The 20,892-nt window shown below is 44.3% G+C and carries 18 protein-coding genes and 1 pseudogene; 14 read left to right on the top strand and 5 right to left on the bottom strand.

The window, feature by feature from the left end; all coding sequences use genetic code 11:
• Positions 1-397 precede the first annotated feature (397 nt).
• On the top strand, positions 398-1,252 hold the full coding sequence (gene sigJ, locus CJP46_RS24880; RefSeq protein ID WP_094598339.1) for an RNA polymerase sigma factor SigJ: 855 nt from the start codon (positions 398-400) through the stop codon (positions 1,250-1,252).
• A gap of 233 nt (positions 1,253-1,485) precedes the next feature.
• Here sigJ and CJP46_RS24875 read toward each other — a convergent pair whose 3' ends face one another.
• A complete protein-coding gene (locus CJP46_RS24875) occupies positions 1,486-2,037 on the bottom strand; it encodes a TetR/AcrR family transcriptional regulator (RefSeq protein WP_094598338.1) in 552 nt (183 codons plus the stop codon).
• 147 nt (positions 2,038-2,184) lie between these two features.
• Between CJP46_RS24875 and CJP46_RS24870 the strand changes: the two genes are divergently transcribed.
• From CJP46_RS24870 to CJP46_RS24865, 3 genes are all read left to right on the top strand, one after another.
• The gene (locus CJP46_RS24870) at positions 2,185-3,108 is read left to right on the top strand and encodes a ketopantoate reductase family protein (RefSeq protein WP_094598337.1); all 924 of its coding nucleotides are present in this window, start codon (positions 2,185-2,187) and stop codon (positions 3,106-3,108) included.
• A gap of 204 nt (positions 3,109-3,312) precedes the next feature.
• Positions 3,313-3,513 carry a hypothetical protein gene (locus tag CJP46_RS37215; RefSeq protein WP_256992513.1) on the top strand — a complete coding sequence of 67 codons (201 nt, stop codon included), beginning with the start codon at positions 3,313-3,315 and terminating at the stop codon, positions 3,511-3,513.
• 55 nt (positions 3,514-3,568) lie between these two features.
• Positions 3,569-4,150, top strand: coding sequence for an aminoglycoside phosphotransferase family protein (locus CJP46_RS24865; protein ID WP_256992512.1), 582 nt, complete (start codon positions 3,569-3,571; stop codon positions 4,148-4,150).
• Between the two features lie 151 nt (positions 4,151-4,301).
• Here CJP46_RS24865 and CJP46_RS24860 read toward each other — a convergent pair whose 3' ends face one another.
• On the bottom strand, positions 4,302-5,132 hold the full coding sequence (locus tag CJP46_RS24860) for a hypothetical protein (protein WP_094598336.1): 831 nt from the start codon (positions 5,130-5,132) through the stop codon (positions 4,302-4,304).
• 291 nt (positions 5,133-5,423) lie between these two features.
• Here CJP46_RS24860 and CJP46_RS24855 point away from each other — a divergent pair, with 291 nt between their 5' ends.
• Together CJP46_RS24855 and CJP46_RS24845 are read left to right on the top strand one after the other, a co-directional pair.
• Entirely contained in the window at positions 5,424-5,981 is a 558-nt protein-coding gene (locus CJP46_RS24855) for a DUF4362 domain-containing protein (RefSeq protein ID WP_094598335.1), read from the top strand.
• 102 nt (positions 5,982-6,083) lie between these two features.
• Positions 6,084-6,919 (top strand): annotated as a pseudogene (locus tag CJP46_RS24845) (copper amine oxidase N-terminal domain-containing protein).
• A gap of 735 nt (positions 6,920-7,654) precedes the next feature.
• On the opposite strand, the gene CJP46_RS24835 reads toward CJP46_RS24845, so the two are convergent.
• Positions 7,655-8,059, bottom strand: a complete 405-nt coding sequence (locus tag CJP46_RS24835; protein WP_094598331.1) for a DUF6223 family protein — start codon at positions 8,057-8,059, stop codon at positions 7,655-7,657.
• Between the two features lie 301 nt (positions 8,060-8,360).
• Between CJP46_RS24835 and CJP46_RS24830 the strand changes: the two genes are divergently transcribed.
• The 3 genes from CJP46_RS24830 to CJP46_RS24815 all read left to right on the top strand — a co-directional run bounded on the left by CJP46_RS24830 (position 8,361) and on the right by CJP46_RS24815 (position 11,174).
• Positions 8,361-9,047: a response regulator transcription factor gene (locus CJP46_RS24830; protein WP_094598330.1), complete on the top strand. Its 687-nt coding sequence runs from the start codon at positions 8,361-8,363 to the stop codon at positions 9,045-9,047.
• On the top strand, positions 9,044-10,189 hold the full coding sequence (locus CJP46_RS24825; RefSeq protein ID WP_094598329.1) for a sensor histidine kinase: 1,146 nt from the start codon (positions 9,044-9,046) through the stop codon (positions 10,187-10,189). Before CJP46_RS24830 ends, CJP46_RS24825 begins: the two co-directional genes overlap by 4 nt.
• A gap of 220 nt (positions 10,190-10,409) precedes the next feature.
• On the top strand, positions 10,410-11,174 hold the full coding sequence (locus tag CJP46_RS24815; protein ID WP_094598328.1) for a formylglycine-generating enzyme family protein: 765 nt from the start codon (positions 10,410-10,412) through the stop codon (positions 11,172-11,174).
• A gap of 222 nt (positions 11,175-11,396) precedes the next feature.
• On the opposite strand, the gene CJP46_RS24810 is transcribed toward CJP46_RS24815, so the two are convergent.
• Both CJP46_RS24810 and gap read right to left on the bottom strand, forming a co-directional pair.
• The gene (locus CJP46_RS24810; RefSeq protein ID WP_094598327.1) at positions 11,397-12,377 is read right to left on the bottom strand and encodes an NAD-dependent epimerase/dehydratase family protein; all 981 of its coding nucleotides are present in this window, start codon (positions 12,375-12,377) and stop codon (positions 11,397-11,399) included.
• A 248-nt stretch (positions 12,378-12,625) separates the two neighbouring features.
• On the bottom strand, positions 12,626-13,636 hold the full coding sequence (gene gap, locus CJP46_RS24805) for a type I glyceraldehyde-3-phosphate dehydrogenase (RefSeq protein ID WP_094598326.1): 1,011 nt from the start codon (positions 13,634-13,636) through the stop codon (positions 12,626-12,628).
• A 221-nt stretch (positions 13,637-13,857) separates the two neighbouring features.
• Between gap and CJP46_RS24800 the strand changes: the two genes are divergently transcribed.
• From CJP46_RS24800 to cydC, 5 genes are all read left to right on the top strand, one after another.
• A complete protein-coding gene (locus CJP46_RS24800; RefSeq protein WP_094598325.1) occupies positions 13,858-14,457 on the top strand; it encodes a TetR/AcrR family transcriptional regulator in 600 nt (199 codons plus the stop codon).
• A 437-nt stretch (positions 14,458-14,894) separates the two neighbouring features.
• Complete coding sequence (locus tag CJP46_RS24795) at positions 14,895-16,259, top strand: cytochrome ubiquinol oxidase subunit I (RefSeq protein WP_094598324.1); 1,365 nt, start codon at positions 14,895-14,897, stop codon at positions 16,257-16,259.
• Positions 16,256-17,272, top strand: a complete 1,017-nt coding sequence (locus CJP46_RS24790) for a cytochrome d ubiquinol oxidase subunit II (protein WP_094598323.1) — start codon at positions 16,256-16,258, stop codon at positions 17,270-17,272. The genes CJP46_RS24795 and CJP46_RS24790 overlap by 4 nt, the downstream gene beginning before the upstream one ends.
• Before the next feature lie 101 nt (positions 17,273-17,373).
• The gene (cydD, locus tag CJP46_RS24785) at positions 17,374-19,116 is read left to right on the top strand and encodes a thiol reductant ABC exporter subunit CydD (protein ID WP_373558038.1); all 1,743 of its coding nucleotides are present in this window, start codon (positions 17,374-17,376) and stop codon (positions 19,114-19,116) included.
• The gene (cydC, locus tag CJP46_RS24780; protein WP_094598321.1) at positions 19,113-20,843 is read left to right on the top strand and encodes a thiol reductant ABC exporter subunit CydC; all 1,731 of its coding nucleotides are present in this window, start codon (positions 19,113-19,115) and stop codon (positions 20,841-20,843) included. The genes cydD and cydC overlap by 4 nt, the downstream gene beginning before the upstream one ends.
• Positions 20,844-20,892: the final 49 nt, after the last annotated feature.

Raw genomic sequence — 20,892 nt, 5'->3', positions numbered from 1 at the left:
ATGGAAGGGTTTGCTGGTTGATGAAATGCTATCGCGTCAAGGGGTGCCGGGCGTTTACAGTATTGGTGACTGTGCGAGAATCGTCGATCTGACCACCGGCAAGACGGATCAGATGACCTGCAAAGAAGGCGTCATACAGGCGGATCAACTGAGTAGCCGATCCCGAGGGCCACCTCGCACCGGTTCACAAATAGCTGAAGAAGGAATTTTTCTACATCGGCCTGTGCGAAAGTCGCGGATTGGTGTGGGGACGCAAATGGGGACTTAATATATTTGTAAATGGAAAGCCTGTGTGGAGATTCAAGAATCTTGCATGGGATGCGGGCAGTAAGCTACGATAAAACAAAGAGAACAAAATTGCATAAATACTGACATTCCGGAAAAGGTGAGAAATCGTATGGAGGAAATGTACGATCAATATAGAGCGCTTCTGTTCAAACTGGCGTATCAAATGACAGGTTCTATAGCAGATGCTGAGGATGCGGTGCAGGACGTATTTTTTAAGGCGTGCGACATACATCCCGAGAAATTGAAGGAGCCGAAAGCGTATTTGTGCAAAATGGTAACTAATCGCTGTCTCGATCTGCAGAAGTCGGCGAGGAGGAAGAGGGAAGTATACGTCGGTCCTTGGCTTCCCGAACCGATTCGGACACCGGAGGAGGATTTGCAGGAGAAGTTCGTCCGCCGCGATTTGCTGTCGTACGCCATGCTCGTACTACTCGAACGGTTGACCCCGACAGAGCGGGCGGTTTTCGTCTTGCGTGAAGCCCTGGGATTCGATTATCCCGAAATAGCCGAACTGCTCGGCAAGCGAGAAACGAATTGCCGCATGCTGATGAGCCGGGCAAGAAGCAAGTTGGGAATATCCGAGGAAGAACCGATTGCCGCCGAAGCAGTCGAATTGGATTGGGTTAGCCGGTTCCTCACATCCCTTGAGCAAGGTAACGTCGATCATGTCCTGTCCCTGCTGAGTGAAGATGTCATCCTCTTTACCGACGGAGGTGGAAAGGTAGTCGCGGCTACGTCTCCGATACAAACGCGCGATCAAGTGGCTCTTATCCTAGCCGGCGCGCTCCATGGTCTAAAGTCTCAGGGTAGCCTTCACTCCGAGTTTGCCCCTTTGAACGGTGAGACCGGTATCGTACTACGTTCGGGGGACAAAACCGTAGCCGTTATATTTTTACAACACCGACGCGGAAAGTTTGACAGAATCTACGTCGTAAGAAACCCGGATAAGCTTACTCGCGTTTAGCCGGGAAAGAAAGGTGAGGCCAAGACGGTTTGGGAACGTGGACTATGGAACCAAGAGGAAGGCGGGCATCTTTCCTTTTAAAAGGGTTTCTCAACAATAAAGAGCCTCAGGAATGGGGCTCTTTTCTATGCTAAAATTGTTCATTCATGTAAGACGTTCTGAAGAAAAACTTGCAGAAGTCTGTATTTACAAAATGCGGACCCTAACATATGGATTTGGTTTGAATGACAGACTCATTCTTTAAAAAAGGGCGTAATCCCTCTTGAATATAGGTTCTCCACTAACTTGAAAAATTCTTCTGACGATAAATCCTTTTGACGCTGGAGCCAAAGACGAAATAAAGAAAGGGAAGTTGTCAGGTGAAACTCAATGAAGTATGGCGTTAAGGGATGGTTTTGCGGAACGTTTAATTCTAATTGACCCAAAGTGATTTCTTTTTTTAAGCGTTTTAAAAAACGGGTACTTCCATAATCACCCAATAGGGCATTAAGAACCAGGAGATGTTCTCTTTTGTCCAGACAATAGAGCGTATCTTGAAACGTATGCATTGACAGCTCTTTATTCGCCAATTCATTTCTGATGTCATTCAATAAGTCATTTTCAACAGAGTCTAACAATTCGTAAATGTCAGTAAAGTATTGATAAAAGGTGCTGCGGTTATATCCTGACTTATTCGCAATTTCCTGAACCGAAATTCTCTCAATCGGCTTTTGGCTATATAACTCACAAAAAACTTCTATAAACTTCTGTCTTGTTTTCTCCGTTATTTGGGGTTGCTTTTTCATGTTTCCCTCCTACTATCGATAAGAATATCATCCGACAAATCATAAAAAACTGATGGTTGATCAAGGAATAATAAAGATTTATGATCACATCATACAACATGTTGTCTGATAATCAATAGGAAATGTTAATAAGTAGGGGTGATTTTAATGTCAGCAAATCCAGATAGAATTTTAATTTTTGGTGCAGGTGTCATCGGGAGTATGTACGCAATTAAGCTTATTGAAGCAGGGTTTGACGTTACTCTGTTTGCACATTCTAATAGATTTAAATCATTAAGAGAAAATGGCCTGCAATATAAAGAAAAAGGTACAGTTAGATCGATACAAGTGAATGTCATTGATACGCTCGAAAATGACGATGTATACGATTATATTTTCGTTACCGTTCGTTATGATCGGTCCGAATCAGCGTTATTAGCGCTAAAAGATAATCAAAGCAAAAATATAGTTACGATGACTAGTAATTCAATTGGATTTTCTTCGTGGTTGGATATCGTAGGGGATAGACTTTTACCAGCTTTTCCCGGCTTCGGCGGACAGATTAAAGATGGAGTATTGCATGCTCGATTTCTACCAAAGATTATAGCGGCAACTGCATTTGGAGAAATTAATGGGGTAGCGACAGAACGCATAGAAAACCTCGCAAAATTATTTAAAACAGCAAAGCTTCCCTACGTTATTAAAAAGGATATGAAAGCGTATCTAATCACACATTCCGTATCAGACATTGCCATGTTGAGCGTTTTGCATTCTGAGAATAAGATAATTGACAAAAAAACAGCCAGAACCAGTAAGACGGCACGCAAAATAACAGTCACTTTAAAAGCGTATCTCAGGGCAATACAAAAAGCTGGCGTTTCCATTGATCCACCCATGCTTAAAATGGTGCTTAAATTTCCAAACTTATTTTTGGATCTATTCTTTATGACATGGCTACGAACTAAAATGGTTAGGGATATGATGTTGCCGGATTATGCGAATAATGCTAACAATGAGATTGTGCAGCTGAGCAATGATTTAATGAAATTTTTAAGTCAAAATGATATCAAATCGGAAATACATGCTCAGTAATTTTTTTTGTTAAAATATTGATGTAGTTTTTAGCATTTTATATTACGTTGCTTAGCCATGTTGAAAGAAGAACCGAGTGCATAAGCTGATTGCCCGCATAAACGGAGTTACAAATCTAAACTGGCTGGTTCAAGCATTAAGCTAGTTTTGACAGGAAATGAAGAATTTGACCAATAGAAATAAACATTAAAAGGGAGTTTTTTTATGAATAAATTCATTGAAATCATTAAAGGGGTTTATCCTGACCTATACATTGAAGACTATTATCTAAATGACATTGGACAAAACAATGATGTGTTAATTGTTAATAAATCTTTGGTATTTAGATTTCCGAAATATAAAAACGGAATAATTCAATTAAGAAGAGAGACGGAAATTTTGAAATCCAATTTATCAGTCTTTTGAAGAGTTAGAACCAGGTAAGGTATTCACTGGCTATAAACTAATAGATGGTGTTCCTTTGTGGAAGGAAAGTTTAGCAGGTGTTAAGAGTGTTGAATTGGTTAAAGGGTTGGCAAAACAACTTGTTTTTTTTCTTGTAGGACTCCATTCTATTTCAGGAGAAAAAGTAAGTCGAGATTTGAATCTAAATGTTCGTAATCCTCGTGAAGAGATGTATAACCTGTATGATAAGATTCAATATAAATTATTTCCTTCTATCAGAAAAGACGCTCAAAAGGAAATATCACAATCTTTTGAAACGTTTCTAAAAGGGGAAGCACTCTCAAATTTAGGTATTACACTTTTACACGGAGATTTCGGAGCATCTAACATCTTATGGAATCCAGAAACAAGCATGATTTCAGGGATAATAGATTTTGGTGGTTCTGGTTTAGGAGACCCAGCGTATGACTTTGCTGGAATATTTTCCAGCTACGGTGAAGATTTTTTCAATATGTGCATTAACCTATATCCCAACGGAACTGAAATTTTTGAGCGTGTGAAATTTTATAAAAGTACATTTGCATTGCAAGAAGCACTACATGGTTTTGAGAATAACGATAGGCAAGCCTTTGAAAATGGAATTAAAGATTATAGATAGATGTCTTGTTCCACTAACGGGGAACTATAGCTCAAAATGCATGACGGCAGCCGGCCAAGAAGCGCGGCTGCCGTTATTCATTCAACTAAAGGGCAGGATAGCACAACAGAGGATAGTATCTGATGTCAGCTACGATGCAACTTAAAAAGCTTTATTCGATCCCTTGTTCAATACCAACCACACGTTCTTTTCGACCGTTTAAAAACACTTTGATTTGGGTCGGATCTAATTCGTCATCACGAAAACTGATCAGAACATTTTCCCTTTTTGAAGAAGAACTCTCAGTATACTTCACTTCGATATTGTTAGCTTTATACTCAATGGTAATCGCTGAAGGAAGCCTCCAATTTCGAATTTGAAGGGTATGTACCCTTCCATTCATATGTGTGTCGATAGAAGAAATTGCCGTACCTTTTGTAAACGCAATTCCACCGAAAGTCCCCTCGCCAATTCGTATCGTGTAGGGAACTTCCTTGTCGCCTAATGAGGTACTTTTGAACTCTGTAACAATACGAAGGCTGTTCATGGCATTTGTAAAATTATCTCCCAGTTTAGCAGGCTTATTCATGTCTCCTGTGGCCCAATATAGGATCAAAACATTGCGCTTTTCGTAAATTCGTGGGTAAAGCATATTATATTTTTCAATTTGTTTGTGGAAGTCCGCTATTCCTTTTTTGCGTTGCTGCTCGGATTCAAAAATATAAACTGAAGCGTCTTCCTGAGGGGCGGTTTGCTCCCGTGTACTGCCAACAGCATATTCATGTGGCTCCTCGCCAGCCAAGACCCAATCGTGCTGAGATGGTTGGGTTAAAAATTTGATTCCTTTGACTTTCATGACATCCTCTACACTTGTTACATCGTAATTCAGTTTGACTCTTGTATGTAAGTCGTTTGCAGGATCGGGAACGTTATTCGAATTCATTGCACATGCAACTGTGAAAGAAAGTATTGTTATAGCAAGAATCTTTTTTGCGATCTTCATACTAGGGCTCCTTAATGTAAATTGGATACAATCTAAACGCATTAAACAAATCAATGGTTGCATGTGCTTCTTCATTCCCTGTATATCTTTCGCTACGCTAACGGGAAACGATAGCTCAATGAAGACAAGTAAAGGCAGCCGACCAAAAAGCCGGCTGCCTTTACCTCAATAAATGGGGTAGTATAGTGGAATAAACTAATATGATTAGTCATGGAGCTAATGTACATTACTCGCGTTGCGACTGAAACATTCGTATTCGCCGTAACGTTCTTAAGTTTGAGGTGATCATTTATGATCAAACGGGTGTTAATTTTAGCAGCTGCATTGGTTTTGCTATCGGGTTGCAGTGAGAAGTCGGGCGGATCTAGCGACAATACGACCAATCCTTCTGCTGCATCTTCATCGGGGGAGATGGTTTCACCGCCAGCAAACCCAAAAGCGTTCCCCGCTGTGTCTGACCCTTATGGTGCTGATCAAGCAGCCGCGAATGGAGACATCGTGAACGTTCACGGGAAGATATACAATCTCGACAAGTGGAAGCTGTTTCTGGAGAATCTCGACATGGGTGTGCCAAATCAGGTACGTATTACGCAATACACGGATGAAGGTGACCCGATCTTTTATGAGCTGGTCTATGATGGGGCTGAGGCGATTGCTTATACGTATGACAACTCGAGGGACGGGTTTGGTAGCGATGCAGGTCGTCCGAGCACGTTGTGCCGGGGTATTGAGGTCGAAAAGAACAAAGAGTTCGGCTCCCACTACAAGCTAACCGGATGCGATAATGAAACCAGTAATACGTTCTGGTTCACGAACATAGAGGTGGGGGCCGAGCTGGGCAGCCAATAAGCACATAACTACGCCGGGACGCAACTACATGATTAAGAACCTTAGGAGGAAGAAAATTTGAGAATACTCGTCATCTTGCTTGCTCTAGTTAGTTTTAATTTAATGGGCTACGCCCAGGCTCATGCAGCGTCGGATTATAATAAAAGGCCTGTGGAGCTAATCGTTAATGGGAATTACATTTCAATGGAAGTACACCCGACTATGGATAATAATCGCTTGTTTATTCCGATCCGCTCATTAGCGTCTTTAGGGATACATTACAGCTGGAATCCTTCTTCAAAGAAGTGACTTTACAGAATAAAAACGGAGAATATTTAAAGATCACTGTAGGCAGTAAGGTCGCATATAAGGGCGGTCAAAAGATACAAATGGATCAGGCCGCAAAGAATCAGGATGGACGCGTACTTGTCCCTATTCGATTTGTGAGTGAGGCCTTAGGCTATCATGTAGACTATGAAACCCTTCGCAAAATGGTTTTTGTGAACTCCGGCAGTTATATATTTGATATGAAGCAGATTACTCAAGAAGATTTGCAAGCTGCACGTAAAGCCGCAATTTCTGTGCCTATAAAGTTTGATTTTCAACCGCTTGATTTATCTGGGGTCTACCATGAATATTCATTCCCTGTAGGAAGAGCAGATGTATACATATTACTTGACGGTCGGAACGAGACTCTTGTTGAAATTAAAGATGGGAAAGCAACGGCTATTGGTCAATTTGCGGATGATGATCGATCCAAAACATCCGGGGATATTCCCCCTAATTTTATTTTTGATACCGATCCCCTCTTTGAGTCCTATCGCAATAGTAACGTCCTGTTTATGGAAAATAGAGACGGAGGATCAGCAAAAGCTATTTACGACGATGAGAACGGCAAAAGGGTGGAGTTAAATACAAAAGTCAAAATTTATTCCGATATCATTCAGAAGCTTCCTTAATAATATAAAGAAGGGAAATCCCTCTAGGATCTCCCTTCTCTGAATCGCATCGATAAAAACTGGATATCTCCATAGAGCAGCGTGAAGATCTGATTGCCAAAGCGAAAAAAACGTCTTTTACCTTGTCTTCTGCATCCAGGAATAATCTAAAAGAGAAGAACATTCAACGCACCTGTTTTGCCCAATGATTCCTCAGCATTACAATTATAATGAGCTTGGTACATAAATCTGGAGAGGCGTTAATAACGCGTACAAATAATTCGTCCTGGAGACTTTTCTGCAGCTCAGAGTTAAATTTATTTCATAACTACTTAGGTAGTCTCAGACTGAATTGTCCCCAGCTGGCATCTCTAGGAGATGCCAGCTGGGGGATTTTTTTGTTTCAGCCATTTCGACATAAAGCCCTGAGTCTGACTTCGGGAAGGTTAAGGAGGATTAGTTTTTAAGCCCCCTGGCATACGTGGCTGAACAGGAGCGAAAGAAGAACCGGAAACGACAGGCGGAAGGTATTGAGGTTGCATGTTCGGAAAGAGTTACGTTTGGCAGACCCCGGATAGAAATTGATGATCGTTTTCTTCAGGTGTACCAGGAATGGATAGACGGATTTATAACTGGAGTTTTGTCAGTTTTCGTGTACGGCAGGCAGGAAGCTGGCCTCTGCGCCCTCCGGATATCACGATCAAAGCAGGATCCAAAACATGGGGAAGGGGGTACATGACCAAAACCATGGCTGGGTCAGTCGGTGCGGCGGGAGCGGGCTAGAGTTATCCAACCGAGAATCATGCTAGTCAGCCCGAACACTATGGCAAAGATGGCCCCAACTCGCCCGTCACCAGTGCCGGGACCACCAGGAAATATGGTCACATGCAGCCCTGCGTAGGCTATGACGATCAGTCCCGACACCATAGCCATGATGGCCCCACGTCGGCCGCTGCCGTTGCCGAAACGACCGGCGGAGCGGGCCAGAGACAGCCCAGCGAGGATCGCGCTGATCAGCCCCAACACGGCGTCCAGCGAGGACCAGAATCGCCCTGTGGTTAATCCATATCCAACGTTACCGCTACTCGCTTCAGCAGAGGCAATAGTTGGCACAAGTAGAAATGCACAAAATATTACGAATGAAACTAGCTTGATTTTCATTTGTTAACTACTCCTTTTTTCATTAAAATACGCCGAGTTCAAACAGAGCTCTCTTAATCGAGATCATACACAACTCGCAGTTCCTTCAGCTTTCAAAAATTACGTTTCTCTGAATCCCATCCCCCCAGTATTTGTTCTTCTTGTTCTTGGTGCCAGTTTACACTACAAATGTCGAGAACTTATGCAGATCTTCTTTTTTTTTCGTGGAGTTATTCAAGAAGGTGTTAATTCACGGTATTATTTTCGGTAAGCGGTGTAGTATCGCGTTGGAAGCAGACTAAATTGGAAAGATGTGATTGGAATGGAACCAAAATTGTTGCTCGTGGAAGACGAACCGGCCATGCTTGAGGAAATGAACACATATTTGCAACGTGAAGGGTTTCGGGTATTGACTGCCTGTACCGGTACTGAAGCGCTCACGACTACACGGTCTGAACTGCCTGATCTCATCGTGCTTGATTGGATGCTCCCCGAGAAGAACGGCATCGACGTATGCCGCGAAATAAGGCAATTCTCGAACTGCGGTATTATTATGGTCACGGCCCGATCGGATGAATTGGATAAAATCGTTGGTCTGGAAATCGGCGCGGATGATTATTTGACGAAGCCGTTCAGCTTACGCGAGCTCGCTTCACGCATCCGAGCTTTACTTCGCCGCTTGCGCGGACCTGAAGAAAGGTCGGTGTTCTTGGAACGAGATAACCTGATCATTTCCGAAGATAGATGTCAGGTATTCAAAAACGGTCAGGAAATCCAATTGACACCGACCGAATTCAAAATATTGTTCACGCTTGCGACTCGTCCCGGCATTGTCTTCAGCCGTTTGCAATTGTTAAAAGCGGCTTTAGAGGATGGGTACATGGGATACGAAAGAACGATGGATTCCCATATACGGAATCTTCGCCGTAAGCTGGGAGACGATCCGGCCAATCCTCGTTATATTCAAACGGTATACGGTTTCGGTTACCGATTCGGTGAACAATCATGACGTTGACGGTACGCATGAAAATATTTGCCTGTATGGTATTGCTGATGTTCATTGTAAGTATCACTTTCTCCCTTACAACGCAAGTTTACACAGGCAGCTTGTTCGATCAATTTCAAAAGGACCAAATCGACGCCAACTATTTGAGAGCCACGCCTGAGGAGCAACTCGAAATCTTAAAATCTTATTTCCTTGACAAGATGAACCTAAACGCTCTACTTAATGTCACGCACGGCGTGCGCTTGCTTTTTTTTGTTACGATCGGGTTGTTCTTCAGTTTTTGGATATCGGGGGTGCTTACCCTCCCGCTCAAAAAGCTTATAGCAGCTATAGAGCGCGTGTCGCATGGTGACCTGAACGTCAAAGTACCTGTAGACACCAAAGACGAGTATGGGAAGGTCTCCAAAACGTTCAATGAAATGACGTTTCGCCTGCGTGAAGCCGAAGAAGTCCGCAGCCGATTGGTAGCCGATGTTGCTCACGAGCTTCGGACTCCGCTGTCCGTTATGCAGCTTAAACTTGAAAATTATCAGCAGGCCGGTCATCCTGTCCCGCAGGAAACGCTGCTTCGGCTTCACGATGAGGTAATCCGGCTCAGTCAGCTTGTGGACGATCTTCATGTATTGTCGCTCGCCGAAGCAGGCCGATTGTCTCTCGATCGCAAACCGCTCGATATGACGGTACACCTAGAACGAATCGTGGACGATGTGAAATACGAAGCGGAAGAAAACGGATTGGACATGTGTCTTATTACGATTTCGAGGCCAATTACCGTGATGGCCGATGCGAGACGGATCACGCAGGTTTTCATTAATTTGCTGACCAATGCAATTCATTACACGCCACCTGGAGGGAAGATTACGGTTGAAATCGAAGACCGGGTCGTTGATCGGAATGCGTACTTTGCATGTGTCTCGGTGATCGATACCGGCATTGGAATCCCGACAGAAAAGCTATCTCATCTATTCGATCGATTTTACCGAGTAGACGAAGCGCGCTCTCGGAATACAGGCGGTACGGGGCTCGGACTATCCATCGCCCATCATTTTGTAAAAGCCCATGGTGGTTTCATCCGCGTTACGAGTAAACCTAATGAAGGGACTATATTTACCGTTTTTCTACCTATAGCTAAAGATAGTTATTAAGTTGCATTTCAAAATCTTCTACAAATTCGTTAGCAGGGACGTATGACAAAAGTCCATAGGCAGCATGACATTTTCGGCGACCGTAAGCGTAGGAAGCAATTAAAAAAACTGAAATATGACACCGACGTTACGCCCTCGCCAAACGGCTATGCTTGGAGTCCTTTGCTTACGTCGATCAGTTCTAGGAAATAGGAGGAGTCCATATTGAGAGGTAGTCATCATGACAATCCAAAAGTACGGAAGTGACAGAGAGCGTTTTCTAAATGAATTAATGAATTTGATGGTGCCAGTAAAGGGAGGAACCATTGAATTACGTGATTATGTTAATACGAATAAATGGCTTAGTTCTGATTACACGTTATCGAACCCTGGAAATAATAAAAAGGCTATTACATGGACTGAAACGATCGAACCTTTCAATGTAATGAAGTATCCGGTAACACAGCAGTTGTATCACTTTGTCATGTGTGAAGAAGAAATAGAGCCCATTGTGAATAACCTGCCAATGACGGAAGTTTCGTGGATGGATTCGCTTGTCTTTTGTAATGAATTGTCCAGAATGCTTGGCAGGACTGAATGCTACACAATCACAAATGAAAGTGAGAACACGGTATATAACAAGACAGCGAATGGCTTTCGATTACTATCAGACGCTGAATGGCAATATGCGTGCAAAGCGGGAACCACGGGATATCGGTATGCAAAAATTGATCAAATTGCATGGTATCAAGAAAACTCCAATGGATCAGTTCATCAAGTAGGACAACTGCTTCCTAATCCATGGGGGCTTTTTGATATGATTGGAAACGTCTGGGAGTGGTGCTGGGATCTATATGATACTGAACGATATGGGAATTATAGAGTCTTCCGGGGAGGCAGTTGGGCTGAAGTTGAGAACAATTGTGGTTCTACGAGTAGAAGGAAAAGCATGCCCGATTTCAAGATAGATGATCTTGGATTTAGAATAGCACTTACAAAACCTTGAGAACACGACATCGAGTATGCCGAAAATGCCAAGAAGAGCGCTTTAGTTCAACAAAAAAAGGAGCAGTCTCGCCGTCGGCGACTGCTCCTTTTTTATTACGCTAATAAGCTTTTGATGATCCTGTAGTGCTCATCTTCGTCGGACGCTGCCTACCACATTGGCCAAAAGACCCAGTCCAGAGAACAACTTACCATCGATTGCCGTCGTTTGCCCTCCAAAGCCCTATCGTCGAGCAGATGGTTCCTCATAGCTTTGCAAGCCGGCGTCGCGCAAAGTTCTTCCGACATAGCCCAACTCTCGACGTGCAGCGGCATCGTTGACGGTGAACTCACGCCCAATCATGCGTATCATCGAGCGTGAGATCGGCGGATCGCCGGCTTTCCGCTTGACGGCCCAGATCGTGTCGAACAGCCGGCCCATGGCAGAGACAAGCCAGTAGGACATCGAACGCAGCTTATCGATGGACAGGCCCTGCAAGTTCGCAAGCGAGGCGACGAACTCACGGAAAGTCTGCCCTTCCTGGTCTTTGATGAAGAAGGCATGGCCGCCTTCTCCGCGTTCAAGAGCGCATTGTATGGCTTCAACCACATTGTCCACATGGCAGGTTGCAAAAGGGTAATCGCCGCGGTCGATGAATGCGAACTGTCCAGATCTGACTGCTTCGGGAAGCGCTCGGCTAAACGGATCACCAGGCCCCCAGATAGCTGGTGGGCGAAGGGCGATCGTGCGAAAGCCGGGTTTGTTGGCTGCCAGAACCATTGAATCGGCCCGTGCCTTGCTCGCCAGGTAGCCGGAGAAGTGGTTCGGGAAAGTCGGCGCGCTTTCATCGGCGTCGCGGATGAGCGTACCGCCGTTATCCATGTGGATCCCCGCCGCGCTGATGTAGACGAATGTCTTCGCACAGGCGGACTCGGCTGCCTTCAACAAGGCTGCGGTGCCATCGACGTTGGTACGGAAGAAGGGTTCGCGAGGCCCTGAAAAGCGGAAAAGGGCGGCCGCATGCACAACCGCATCGATCACCGGTAACACGAATGGCTTGTTGCTTTCGAGATCGGCATCGACCGGCGTCGCACCCATAGCCTTGAGTTTGGCGTGAGATGATACGGAGCGTGTGAGGGCGAAAATCTGGTGACCATCCTCCACGAGCTTCGGGATCAGGCGGCCGCCGAGCAGGCCGGTGCCTCCCGTGACGAGAATTTTCATTGTGTTCATCCTTTCGGTTCGGAATTCAGGATAGACCGCATGGCGCCGCTGCGGATTTGCTCAAGAACCGCCGAAGCGCGAAGGCTTCCGCAATGGCGGCGCTCAAAAGCCCGTCGGCGCTTCCGAAGTGATGGTACAGCGTCAACCGACGCGCCTCCCGTCAAAAACAGACTAATGCCGAACAATCGATCATCGTATTGTGGAGCGCATCCTTCATAGAATTTTCCTTCTTTTTATCTTTTGGTTATTTATTTAGCGATCTTAGCGAAGTGCTCCAGCGTACGAACCAATTGGGCTGTATAAGACATTTCGTTATCGTACCAAGCTACGGTTTTCACCAATTGCTGGTCACCGACTGTCAGAACTTTCGTCTGCGTGGCGTCGAAGAGCGAACCGAATGTGATGCCTTTGATATCGGAAGATACAATTTCGTCTTCCGTGTAGCCGAAAGTTTCTGGATCGGAAGCTTCTTTCATAGCAACGTTAACTTGCTCAACCGTTACCTTGGTATTCAAAACGGCAACGAGTTCGGTCACGGAACCTGTTGGAACAGGTACACGTTGAGATGCCCCATCCAGTTTGCCCTTCAGTTCCGGAAGAACCAGGCCAATGGCTTTTGCGGCACCGGTGGAGTAGGGAACGATGTTTTCCGCTGAGGCGCGCGCAGCTCGGAAATCGCCTTTTGGATCCGGAGCGTCAAGCGTGTTTTGGTTACCCGTGTAAGCGTGAACGGTCGTCATCAGCCCGGATTGGATACCAAACTTGTCGTGTAGAGCTTTAGCCATCGGGGCCAGGCAGTTGGTTGTGCAGGAAGCGCCGGAAATGACGGTTTCCGTTCCGTCCAGTGTGTCATGGTTCACGTTGTATACGATCGTTTTCATGTCGCCTGTAGCAGGGGCGGAAATGACGACTTTCTTCGCTCCGCCTTTCAGGTGAAGCTCGGCCTTTTCTTTCGTGGTGAAGAAGCCTGTACATTCGAGAACAATATCAACGCCAAGCTCTCCCCAAGGAAGCTCTTCAGGATTCCGCTTAGCCAATACCTTAACCTCTTTGCCGTTTACTTTGAAGGTTCCGTCATGGACTTCAATGTCACCGTGAAAAGTGCCTTGCGTCGTATCATATTTGAGCAGATGAGCTAACATTTTAGCGTTCGTAAGGTCGTTAATCGCTACAACCTCGACGCCTTCCACATCTTGAATTCGGCGAAAAGCGAGTCGTCCGATTCGTCCAAAACCGTTTATACCTACTTTTACAGTCATTGAATAATCCCCCTAAAAGTTTTATTTATTCCAACAAGCGAATGCCTGTGCTGAAATAAAAATGGGCCAGCGCTATTTCATTCTAGAATGGCTTGTTGTATAATGCGAAAAGAGACCGATCGGTATTTTTTATATTAGCATGATATTAGTGAATTGCAAGGACGAATTGAATAATTCGTTTAAAACAAATGAAATAAAATACGGTTCATACGGAGGAGCTCATGAAAAAAGGGGACAGAACACGGGAACATATCATTATGAAATCGGCTGAAATTTTTAACCAGAGAGGATATGCCGGTACTTCGCTAAACGATATTATTGCCGACACAGGAATTAAGAAGGGGGGCATCTATCGACATTTTGCCAGTAAAGACGAGATAGCGCTTGAAGCCTACAATTATGCTGCCAGTATGGTCGCCAGTAAATTTTCTGAAGCGGTCGATCAAGAGCAGTCTGCATCAGGAAAGTTGGTTGCTTTTTTTCGTGTCTATGAGAATGTCGTCAACGATCCCCCATTTATTGGCGGATGTCCCATGCAGAATACAGCTGTAGAAAGTGACGATACTCATTTGGAGCTTTGTGGTCAGGCAAGGCAAGGGATGCATACCTTCTTGGATATGATGAAAAGTATTATTCGTGACGGCATTCAAGCTGGGGAGTTTAGGGAGGATCTGGATGTGGATGCACTAGCATCATTTGCATTTTCCTTGTTGGAGGGAGGGATTTTACTCAGCAAGTTGGATGGGGATAACAAGCACATGCTAATGAATAAAAAAATCTTCTCGTCCTATTTGCAGCAATGCTGCTTAAAGACCCGTTAATCTGGTGTACTGGCACATCGAAATGGAGCTGGGCATCATCGATGAGAACTCAAGATCAGAATTTTGACATTCGATGGATCGTTTCTTTTAAGGTTAAGCTGTCTTATGCAATAGCCCGAACGGGTGGTTTTTATATTTTTCACGGAGTTGTAAGAAAGAATTGATCTTTACTTGAACGTTTAGAGGAGAAGGTGTGACCACGATTGCAAGGCTAAACGTCGAATATATAATTAATTTTAAATATCAGGTTTTGTAATATTTCAACTGCATTTCTCACAAATTTGGGGAAATGCCAACTTACTATGTGAAAAAGTTCTCTTTTTATAAGGAGCAAAGCATACTGTTAGCCCCCCAAGGTCGTAAAGTTTAACGTCTAAACCTGATGTTTTAATTCTTCATTTTGTAGACAGGAACAGTGTTGGAGGGAGGAAGTAAATATGGGAATCGATACGGTGCTATGGAGTAAACTGGTGACTGGAATGACGCTAGGATTCCACGCTATTTTCGCGACACTTGGCGTGGGTATACCATTAATGATTTCACTCGCCGAGTTTATCGGTATTCGTAAGAAAGATCTTCACTATATTCTAATGGCTAAGAGGTGGTCACGAGGGTTCATTATCTCTGTTGCAGTAGGCGTAGTTACAGGAACAGCAATTTCCTTACAACTCTCCTTGGTATGGCCCAATTTCATGAAACTTGCGGGAAATGTCATTGCGCTTCCATTGTTTATGGAAGTGTTCGCCTTCTTTTTTGAAGCCATTTTCCTAGGCATTTACCTGTACACGTGGGAACGGTTTAAAAACCCGATGATGCATTGGTTACTAACGATTCCTGTTGTCGTCGGTGCAGGGATGTCAGCTGTTTTTATCACGACGGTAAACGGATTTATGAATCAACCCGGGGGATTTACGCTTGAAGGAGGACAATTCACAGCCGTTGACCCCGTTCAAGCAATGCTGAATACGGCAACTTTCTCCAAGGTGTTTCATGTATTAAGTTCGGCTTATTTAACAGGAGCTGCTCTGCTGGCAGGTGTTGCAGCATTTGCAATACTTCGAAAAGGGGTTTCAGCCTACCACAAAAAAGCCTTAAAGCTCATGATGGCTGTCGTTTTGGTGTTCAGTTTAGTAAACACATTAGCCGGAGACGTATCCGCTAAGTTTTTGGCCGAACATCAACCTGAAAAACTCGCAGCAGCCGAATGGCATTTTGAAACTGAAAGCGGCGCAGATTTGATATTTTTGGGGTGGCTTAATGTTGAGCATGAAATTATAGGAGCACTCCACCTTCCCAAATTTCTGAGTTTCTTGGCTTTTGGAGATTTCAATGCAGAAGTAACGGGTCTTAATGAGTTTCCTATCGACGAACAACCGTCACTCGTGGTTCATTACTTTTTCGATTTAATGGCAATGATTGGATTTGCATTATTAGGCATTTCCTTTCTGTATTTCCTATTTGTACTTTGGAAAAAGCGTAACGAGCTCAACAAGTGGATGCTGCGAATGATTGCATTAGGAGCACCGCTTGCTTTTTTAGGCGTTGAACTGGGGTGGTTTTACGCAGAACTCGGCAGGCAACCTTGGATTATCCGAGGATATATGCGTGTAGAGGAAGCGGCTACGACATCCCCAAGCGTCAGGATCCTTTTTTTCTTTTTCCTTCTACTATACATAGTATTGGGAACCGTTAGTGTTCTTGTGCTTCGTCGCATGTTCAATAATAATCCGGCGGAAGTTGAGATGGAGACGTGGACGCAGCATGCAAGCGACAAATCAACATTGAAGGGTGAGCACACATGATGAATTACGAATTGATTGGAATTTCAGTGCTCTGGTTGTTTTTGTACGGATATATCATCATCGCTTCCATTGATTTTGGCGCAGGTTTCTTTGCCTATTATGCTCGTTTAACCAAACAGGACCCTGTAATTAATAAACTGATTTCTCGTTACTTATCGCCAGTTTGGGAAATCACGAATGTATTTTTCGTTTTTTTCTATATCGGCATGATCGGCTTTTTCCCGGAAACCTCCTATTATTATGGATCAGCCATGCTTGTCCCAGGAAGTCTAGCGGTCATTTTGCTCGCTATACGCGGTTCTTTCTATGCATTTGAAAATTATGGCTCCAAAAATAATATGGTTTATCTGTTTCTGTATGGAGCAACCGGAGTCCTTATTCCTGCTTCATTGTCAGTGGCGCTGACATTATCCGAAGGCGGATTTATCTTGAAACAAGGTGAGACGGCCTCGTTGGATTACTGGGCACTCTTGAGCAGTCCACTGTCTTGGAGCATCGTTGGACTGGCCATCGTATCTGTTTTATTCATTAGCGCTGCTTTTCTGGCTTTTTACGCTTCGCGTGCTGAAGATCATGCTGCATTGAAATTGATGCGAACCTATGCGCTTTTTTGGAGCACGCCTACAATCGTTATCGCACTGACAGCATTCATTTTTTTGGGTCAACACAATGAGCGGCATTTCCAAAATATGATGGATTTATGGTGGCTACTCGCGCTCTCCGTTGCCTTTTTCATGATTGCCATGTGGTTATTATACCGAGGAGGACGTTACGGGATGGCGTTTATATGCATTATGCTGCAATTCTTCAGTGCTTTTTTTGCTTACGGCATCGGACAATATCCTTACATTCTTGATCCATACATCACCATTCAAAGTAGTGTCACCTCTTCGTCTATGGGATTCGCACTGGTTGTGGCGTTTATCGGTGGCATGTGTCTCTTAGTTCCTTCCTTGATCTTGGTCTTCAGGCTTTTTCTGTTTGATGCGGATTATGTGAAAGGAAACAAATAGAATAATACATTGTTTCTTACAGTAATATTTCCCTCAAAGCCACTTTCCGGAAGGAGGAGAGTTTTTACGTGAAGAGAAGTAAGAACCTCATTGCTCAACACATGTCTGCACAACGAAAATATCTTGTTCTTCTTGGCATCATATCCTTTGCACTTGGTACAGCCATTGTTGGTCAGGCTGCATTGCTTGCAGAAGCCATTCAGCGTATCTTCGTGGAAAAAGCCTCTTTCTCATCCGTGGCTATGATCCTTGGCATGCTTTTGGCGATGATGGCTTTACGTACATTGTTATCATTTGTTAATGGGAGAATTGGTCTCCATATGGCTGCCACTGCAAAGACCAACATGCGAGAATCTGTTTTGCAAAACTTGACCCGTGTTTCCATGGGTTTAAGTCTTCAGGGACAGACGGGAGAGAGGGTCAGCGTAGCATTGGATGCAGTAGATGAGGCGGATAGTTATTTCAGTCAGTACATCCCGAAAATGGCGGAAGCGATGATCATTCCCATTTTGGTACTGATCGTTACATTTACTCAACATGCCAATTCAGGTTGGATCATGATATTTACGGCTCCGTTTATTCCGATATTCATGATCTTGGTGGGGCTAAAGACGAAAAATAAATCGGAAGAAAAATATGCACAACTGGCCAACTTTTCCGGTACGTTTTTGGATTCCCTTCAAGGGTTGGTTACATTGAAAATATTCGGACGAACTCAGCGTCAGCAACAGGAGATAGAGCGCAATAGTCTCAACTATCGTGACACAACCATGGATATTTTGAAAATCGCATTCATGAATACGTTCATGTTGGAGTCCATCGTGATGCTTAGTATCGGTGTTGTAGCCCTTGAGTTGGCCATTCAGTTGGTTGTTTTCAAATCAATGGCGTTTCATACTGCTTTACTCGTTCTGTTACTCGTTCCAGAATTTTATAATCTCTTAAAAAATACAGGCACCGCTTTTCATAGCGGGCGAACAAGCATGGGAGCGATCCGTAAGGTTGAGAGTCTGCTTGAGAAGAATAGGGTAGAAGCGCATGTAAGCGATGGTAACGATCGGATGCCAAATTTTCAAATGTCCCATGCAAAGCCACTTCCAGTGCCCCCTTCGATAGAACTGAAAAATGTACGATTTCAGTATGCTTCTGATTCATTTGAATTCCACTCGGGAAGTGTGTTTCTTAAACCGGGGGACAACATTGCCATTGTTGGTAAGAGTGGAGCCGGTAAAACGACTCTGCTTCATCTTATTGCCGGTTTGCTGAAACCGGATTCGGGGATCATTCTGGTTAATGGAAACCCACTCTCTCATGATAATGAAGAAGCATGGTTTAAACATGTTAGCTACATCACGCAGCACCCTTACATTTTTGCAGGTACATTCGCAGAAAATATTGCGATCGGTGCAGGTAGGGACGTTTCTAGGGCAGAAATCGAGAAAGCGGCAGAGGAAGCCGGACTTACAGCGGTTGCAGCCCAATTGGATAAGGGGTTTGATACATTCGTTGGCGAGGGTGGACGTGGACTATCTGGTGGTGAAAAGCAACGTCTGGCCTTGGCACGCGCATTTTTGAAGCGACCTGCCATCATATTGTTCGATGAGCCTACAGTAGGGCTCGATTTGCACACCGAAAGCATACTACAACGTTCCATTTCCACATTGTCGAAAACGTCTACCATGATTACAGTGGCACATCGTTTATATACGATTCAACATGCCACCAACATTTTGTTTGTAGACCAAGGATCGATCGTGGATTCAGGGCGTCACGAGGAACTTCTGAAACGCTTGCCCCAATATTCTGAAATGGTCGCTGTTCAACAAAGAGGAGGATTAGCATGAGTGAGCTGGCTATGTTTTCGAAAGCGATGTTTCAAGAGCGGAAGGATATTATCTTTTCGATAATAGGAGGATTTATTGCTGGAATAGCCGGTGTAGCTCTCTTTTCCGCAAGTGGATATCTGATTTCTCAAACGGTATTTGCGCCACCGCTCTATACATTGATTATCCTTACATCTCTTGTGAAATTTCTTGGTTTTCTCCGGTCGGTGAGCCGTTACGGAGAACGATTGTATACCCACCGGGCGACGTTCTCCATCCTCAGCCGTTTGCGAACTTCCTTTTTTGCTAAGCTCATCCCTTTGACACCTGGAATACTGAATAAAAATCGAAGTGGGGACTTACTTGCACGGATCGTTGGAGATGTAGAAAGTTTACAAAACTACTTTCTGCGCGTTGCATATCCGCCGCTTATTGTAATTATGGTGTTTTTGGCAACGGTGCTTTTTACAGCTTCCTATTCCTTATGGATTGCTGGTTTGCTGGTATTGGGAATGTTGATGACTTCACTGGTCGTGCCTGGAATCGTTCTGTTGGGCCAACGAAAAATACACGAGCGTGTCCGCGAACAGCGATCGAAACTGTCCACGGAAATCACAGAAACACTGTATGGATTTAGGGATTTAAAGATTTATGGGCAGTTGGCACAGCGTGAGAAGCAACTTCAGCGTTATTCAGCTTCATTGGCAGCTGAACAGCAACGAGCTGCTGTCCAATTGTTACTGGGACAATCCATGCATGTTTTTGTTACATTTTTTATGGCTTGGGGTGTGCTGACGCTCAGTGCCTATTTGATTATGGACGGAAGACTTGCTGGCGTATTTCTTGCCATGCTGGTTATGGCCACGCAAACCGTTTTCGAAGAATCAGCTGCTTTGGCCGTATTACCTGCATATAAGCAAGATAGCGAACATGCTGCCAATCGGCTGACGGAAGCAATACCATCACAAGCTACAACCTTGCGATTAAGTAAGTCTGAGTCTTTGCCAACCGATTTACCCGTATCCATTGAAATAAGCAACGCTACTTTTCAATATGAGGGGGAGTGGAGGCCAGCACTAATGAATTTCTCACTACATCTTGCTGCAGGTTCTAGAACAGCGATTGTTGGGCCGAGCGGGTCAGGAAAATCTACGTTAATCGAGTTGTTGCTCAAACTGCGAACAACAACATTGGGGAATATACGCTTAAACAAAGTCTTGATTAACGAATTGGAGGAGGCAAACATCTGGGAATTGACAAATGTAGTATTGCAACAAAGTCATTTTTTCAAAGGGACGCTTCGTGAAAATCTGTTGGAAGATGCAGATGGACATTCTGACGAGGAGCTAATGGAGGTACTTGCTAAAGCCCAATTACCAAATGTTTCGCTAAACCAGGTGGTCTATGAGAAAGGTGAAAACTTATCCGATGGAGAAAAACAGCGTCTTGCCTTAGCACGAGCCATGCTACGCAAAGGACGACTTTGGTTGCTGGACGAACCAACGTCTTCTCTGGACTATGTAACCGAGCAGCGCGCTCTAAAGCAATTGTACGAGCAAGCTAGCGGAGATACACTTCTTCTCATTTGTCATCGCCTTATCGGTCTAGAGAGCATGGATCAGATTGTCGTCATGGACCAGGGCGAAATGGTGGAGATCGGTTCATTTACGGAATTGATGGAACAGAAGGGATACTTTTATAAGTTAAAACAGATTGAACTACAGATGATTGGTGAATCTGGAGTTTAAAACGCTTGGGCTCCTGTAAGCTAATCGGTTGGTTCGATTCACTCAGGCC

Source organism: Paenibacillus sp. XY044 (assembly GCF_002257645.1).
GTDB lineage: Bacteria > Bacillota > Bacilli > Paenibacillales > Paenibacillaceae > Paenibacillus_AQ.
Note: the sequence above shows the minus strand (reverse complement) of the source record. Positions and strands in the feature narration are given on the sequence as shown.

Excerpts from the sequence above, each read along its gene's own strand:
- sigJ (WP_094598339.1), top strand. The coding sequence starts at position 398 with ATGGAGGAAATGTACGATCAATATAGAGCGCTTCTGTTCAAACTGGCG.
- CJP46_RS24875 (WP_094598338.1), bottom strand. The coding sequence starts at position 2,037 with ATGAAAAAGCAACCCCAAATAACGGAGAAAACAAGACAGAAGTTTATA.
- CJP46_RS24870 (WP_094598337.1), top strand. The coding sequence starts at position 2,185 with ATGTCAGCAAATCCAGATAGAATTTTAATTTTTGGTGCAGGTGTCATC.
- CJP46_RS37215 (WP_256992513.1), top strand. The coding sequence starts at position 3,313 with ATGAATAAATTCATTGAAATCATTAAAGGGGTTTATCCTGACCTATAC.
- CJP46_RS24860 (WP_094598336.1), bottom strand. The coding sequence starts at position 5,132 with ATGAAGATCGCAAAAAAGATTCTTGCTATAACAATACTTTCTTTCACA.
- CJP46_RS24855 (WP_094598335.1), top strand. The coding sequence starts at position 5,424 with ATGATCAAACGGGTGTTAATTTTAGCAGCTGCATTGGTTTTGCTATCG.
- CJP46_RS24835 (WP_094598331.1), bottom strand. The coding sequence starts at position 8,059 with ATGAAAATCAAGCTAGTTTCATTCGTAATATTTTGTGCATTTCTACTT.
- CJP46_RS24830 (WP_094598330.1), top strand. The coding sequence starts at position 8,361 with ATGGAACCAAAATTGTTGCTCGTGGAAGACGAACCGGCCATGCTTGAG.
- CJP46_RS24825 (WP_094598329.1), top strand. The coding sequence starts at position 9,044 with ATGACGTTGACGGTACGCATGAAAATATTTGCCTGTATGGTATTGCTG.
- CJP46_RS24815 (WP_094598328.1), top strand. The coding sequence starts at position 10,410 with ATGACAATCCAAAAGTACGGAAGTGACAGAGAGCGTTTTCTAAATGAA.
- CJP46_RS24810 (WP_094598327.1), bottom strand. The coding sequence starts at position 12,377 with ATGAAAATTCTCGTCACGGGAGGCACCGGCCTGCTCGGCGGCCGCCTG.
- gap (WP_094598326.1), bottom strand. The coding sequence starts at position 13,636 with ATGACTGTAAAAGTAGGTATAAACGGTTTTGGACGAATCGGACGACTC.
- CJP46_RS24800 (WP_094598325.1), top strand. The coding sequence starts at position 13,858 with ATGAAAAAAGGGGACAGAACACGGGAACATATCATTATGAAATCGGCT.
- CJP46_RS24795 (WP_094598324.1), top strand. The coding sequence starts at position 14,895 with ATGGGAATCGATACGGTGCTATGGAGTAAACTGGTGACTGGAATGACG.
- CJP46_RS24790 (WP_094598323.1), top strand. The coding sequence starts at position 16,256 with ATGATGAATTACGAATTGATTGGAATTTCAGTGCTCTGGTTGTTTTTG.
- cydD (WP_373558038.1), top strand. The coding sequence starts at position 17,374 with ATGTCTGCACAACGAAAATATCTTGTTCTTCTTGGCATCATATCCTTT.
- cydC (WP_094598321.1), top strand. The coding sequence starts at position 19,113 with ATGAGTGAGCTGGCTATGTTTTCGAAAGCGATGTTTCAAGAGCGGAAG.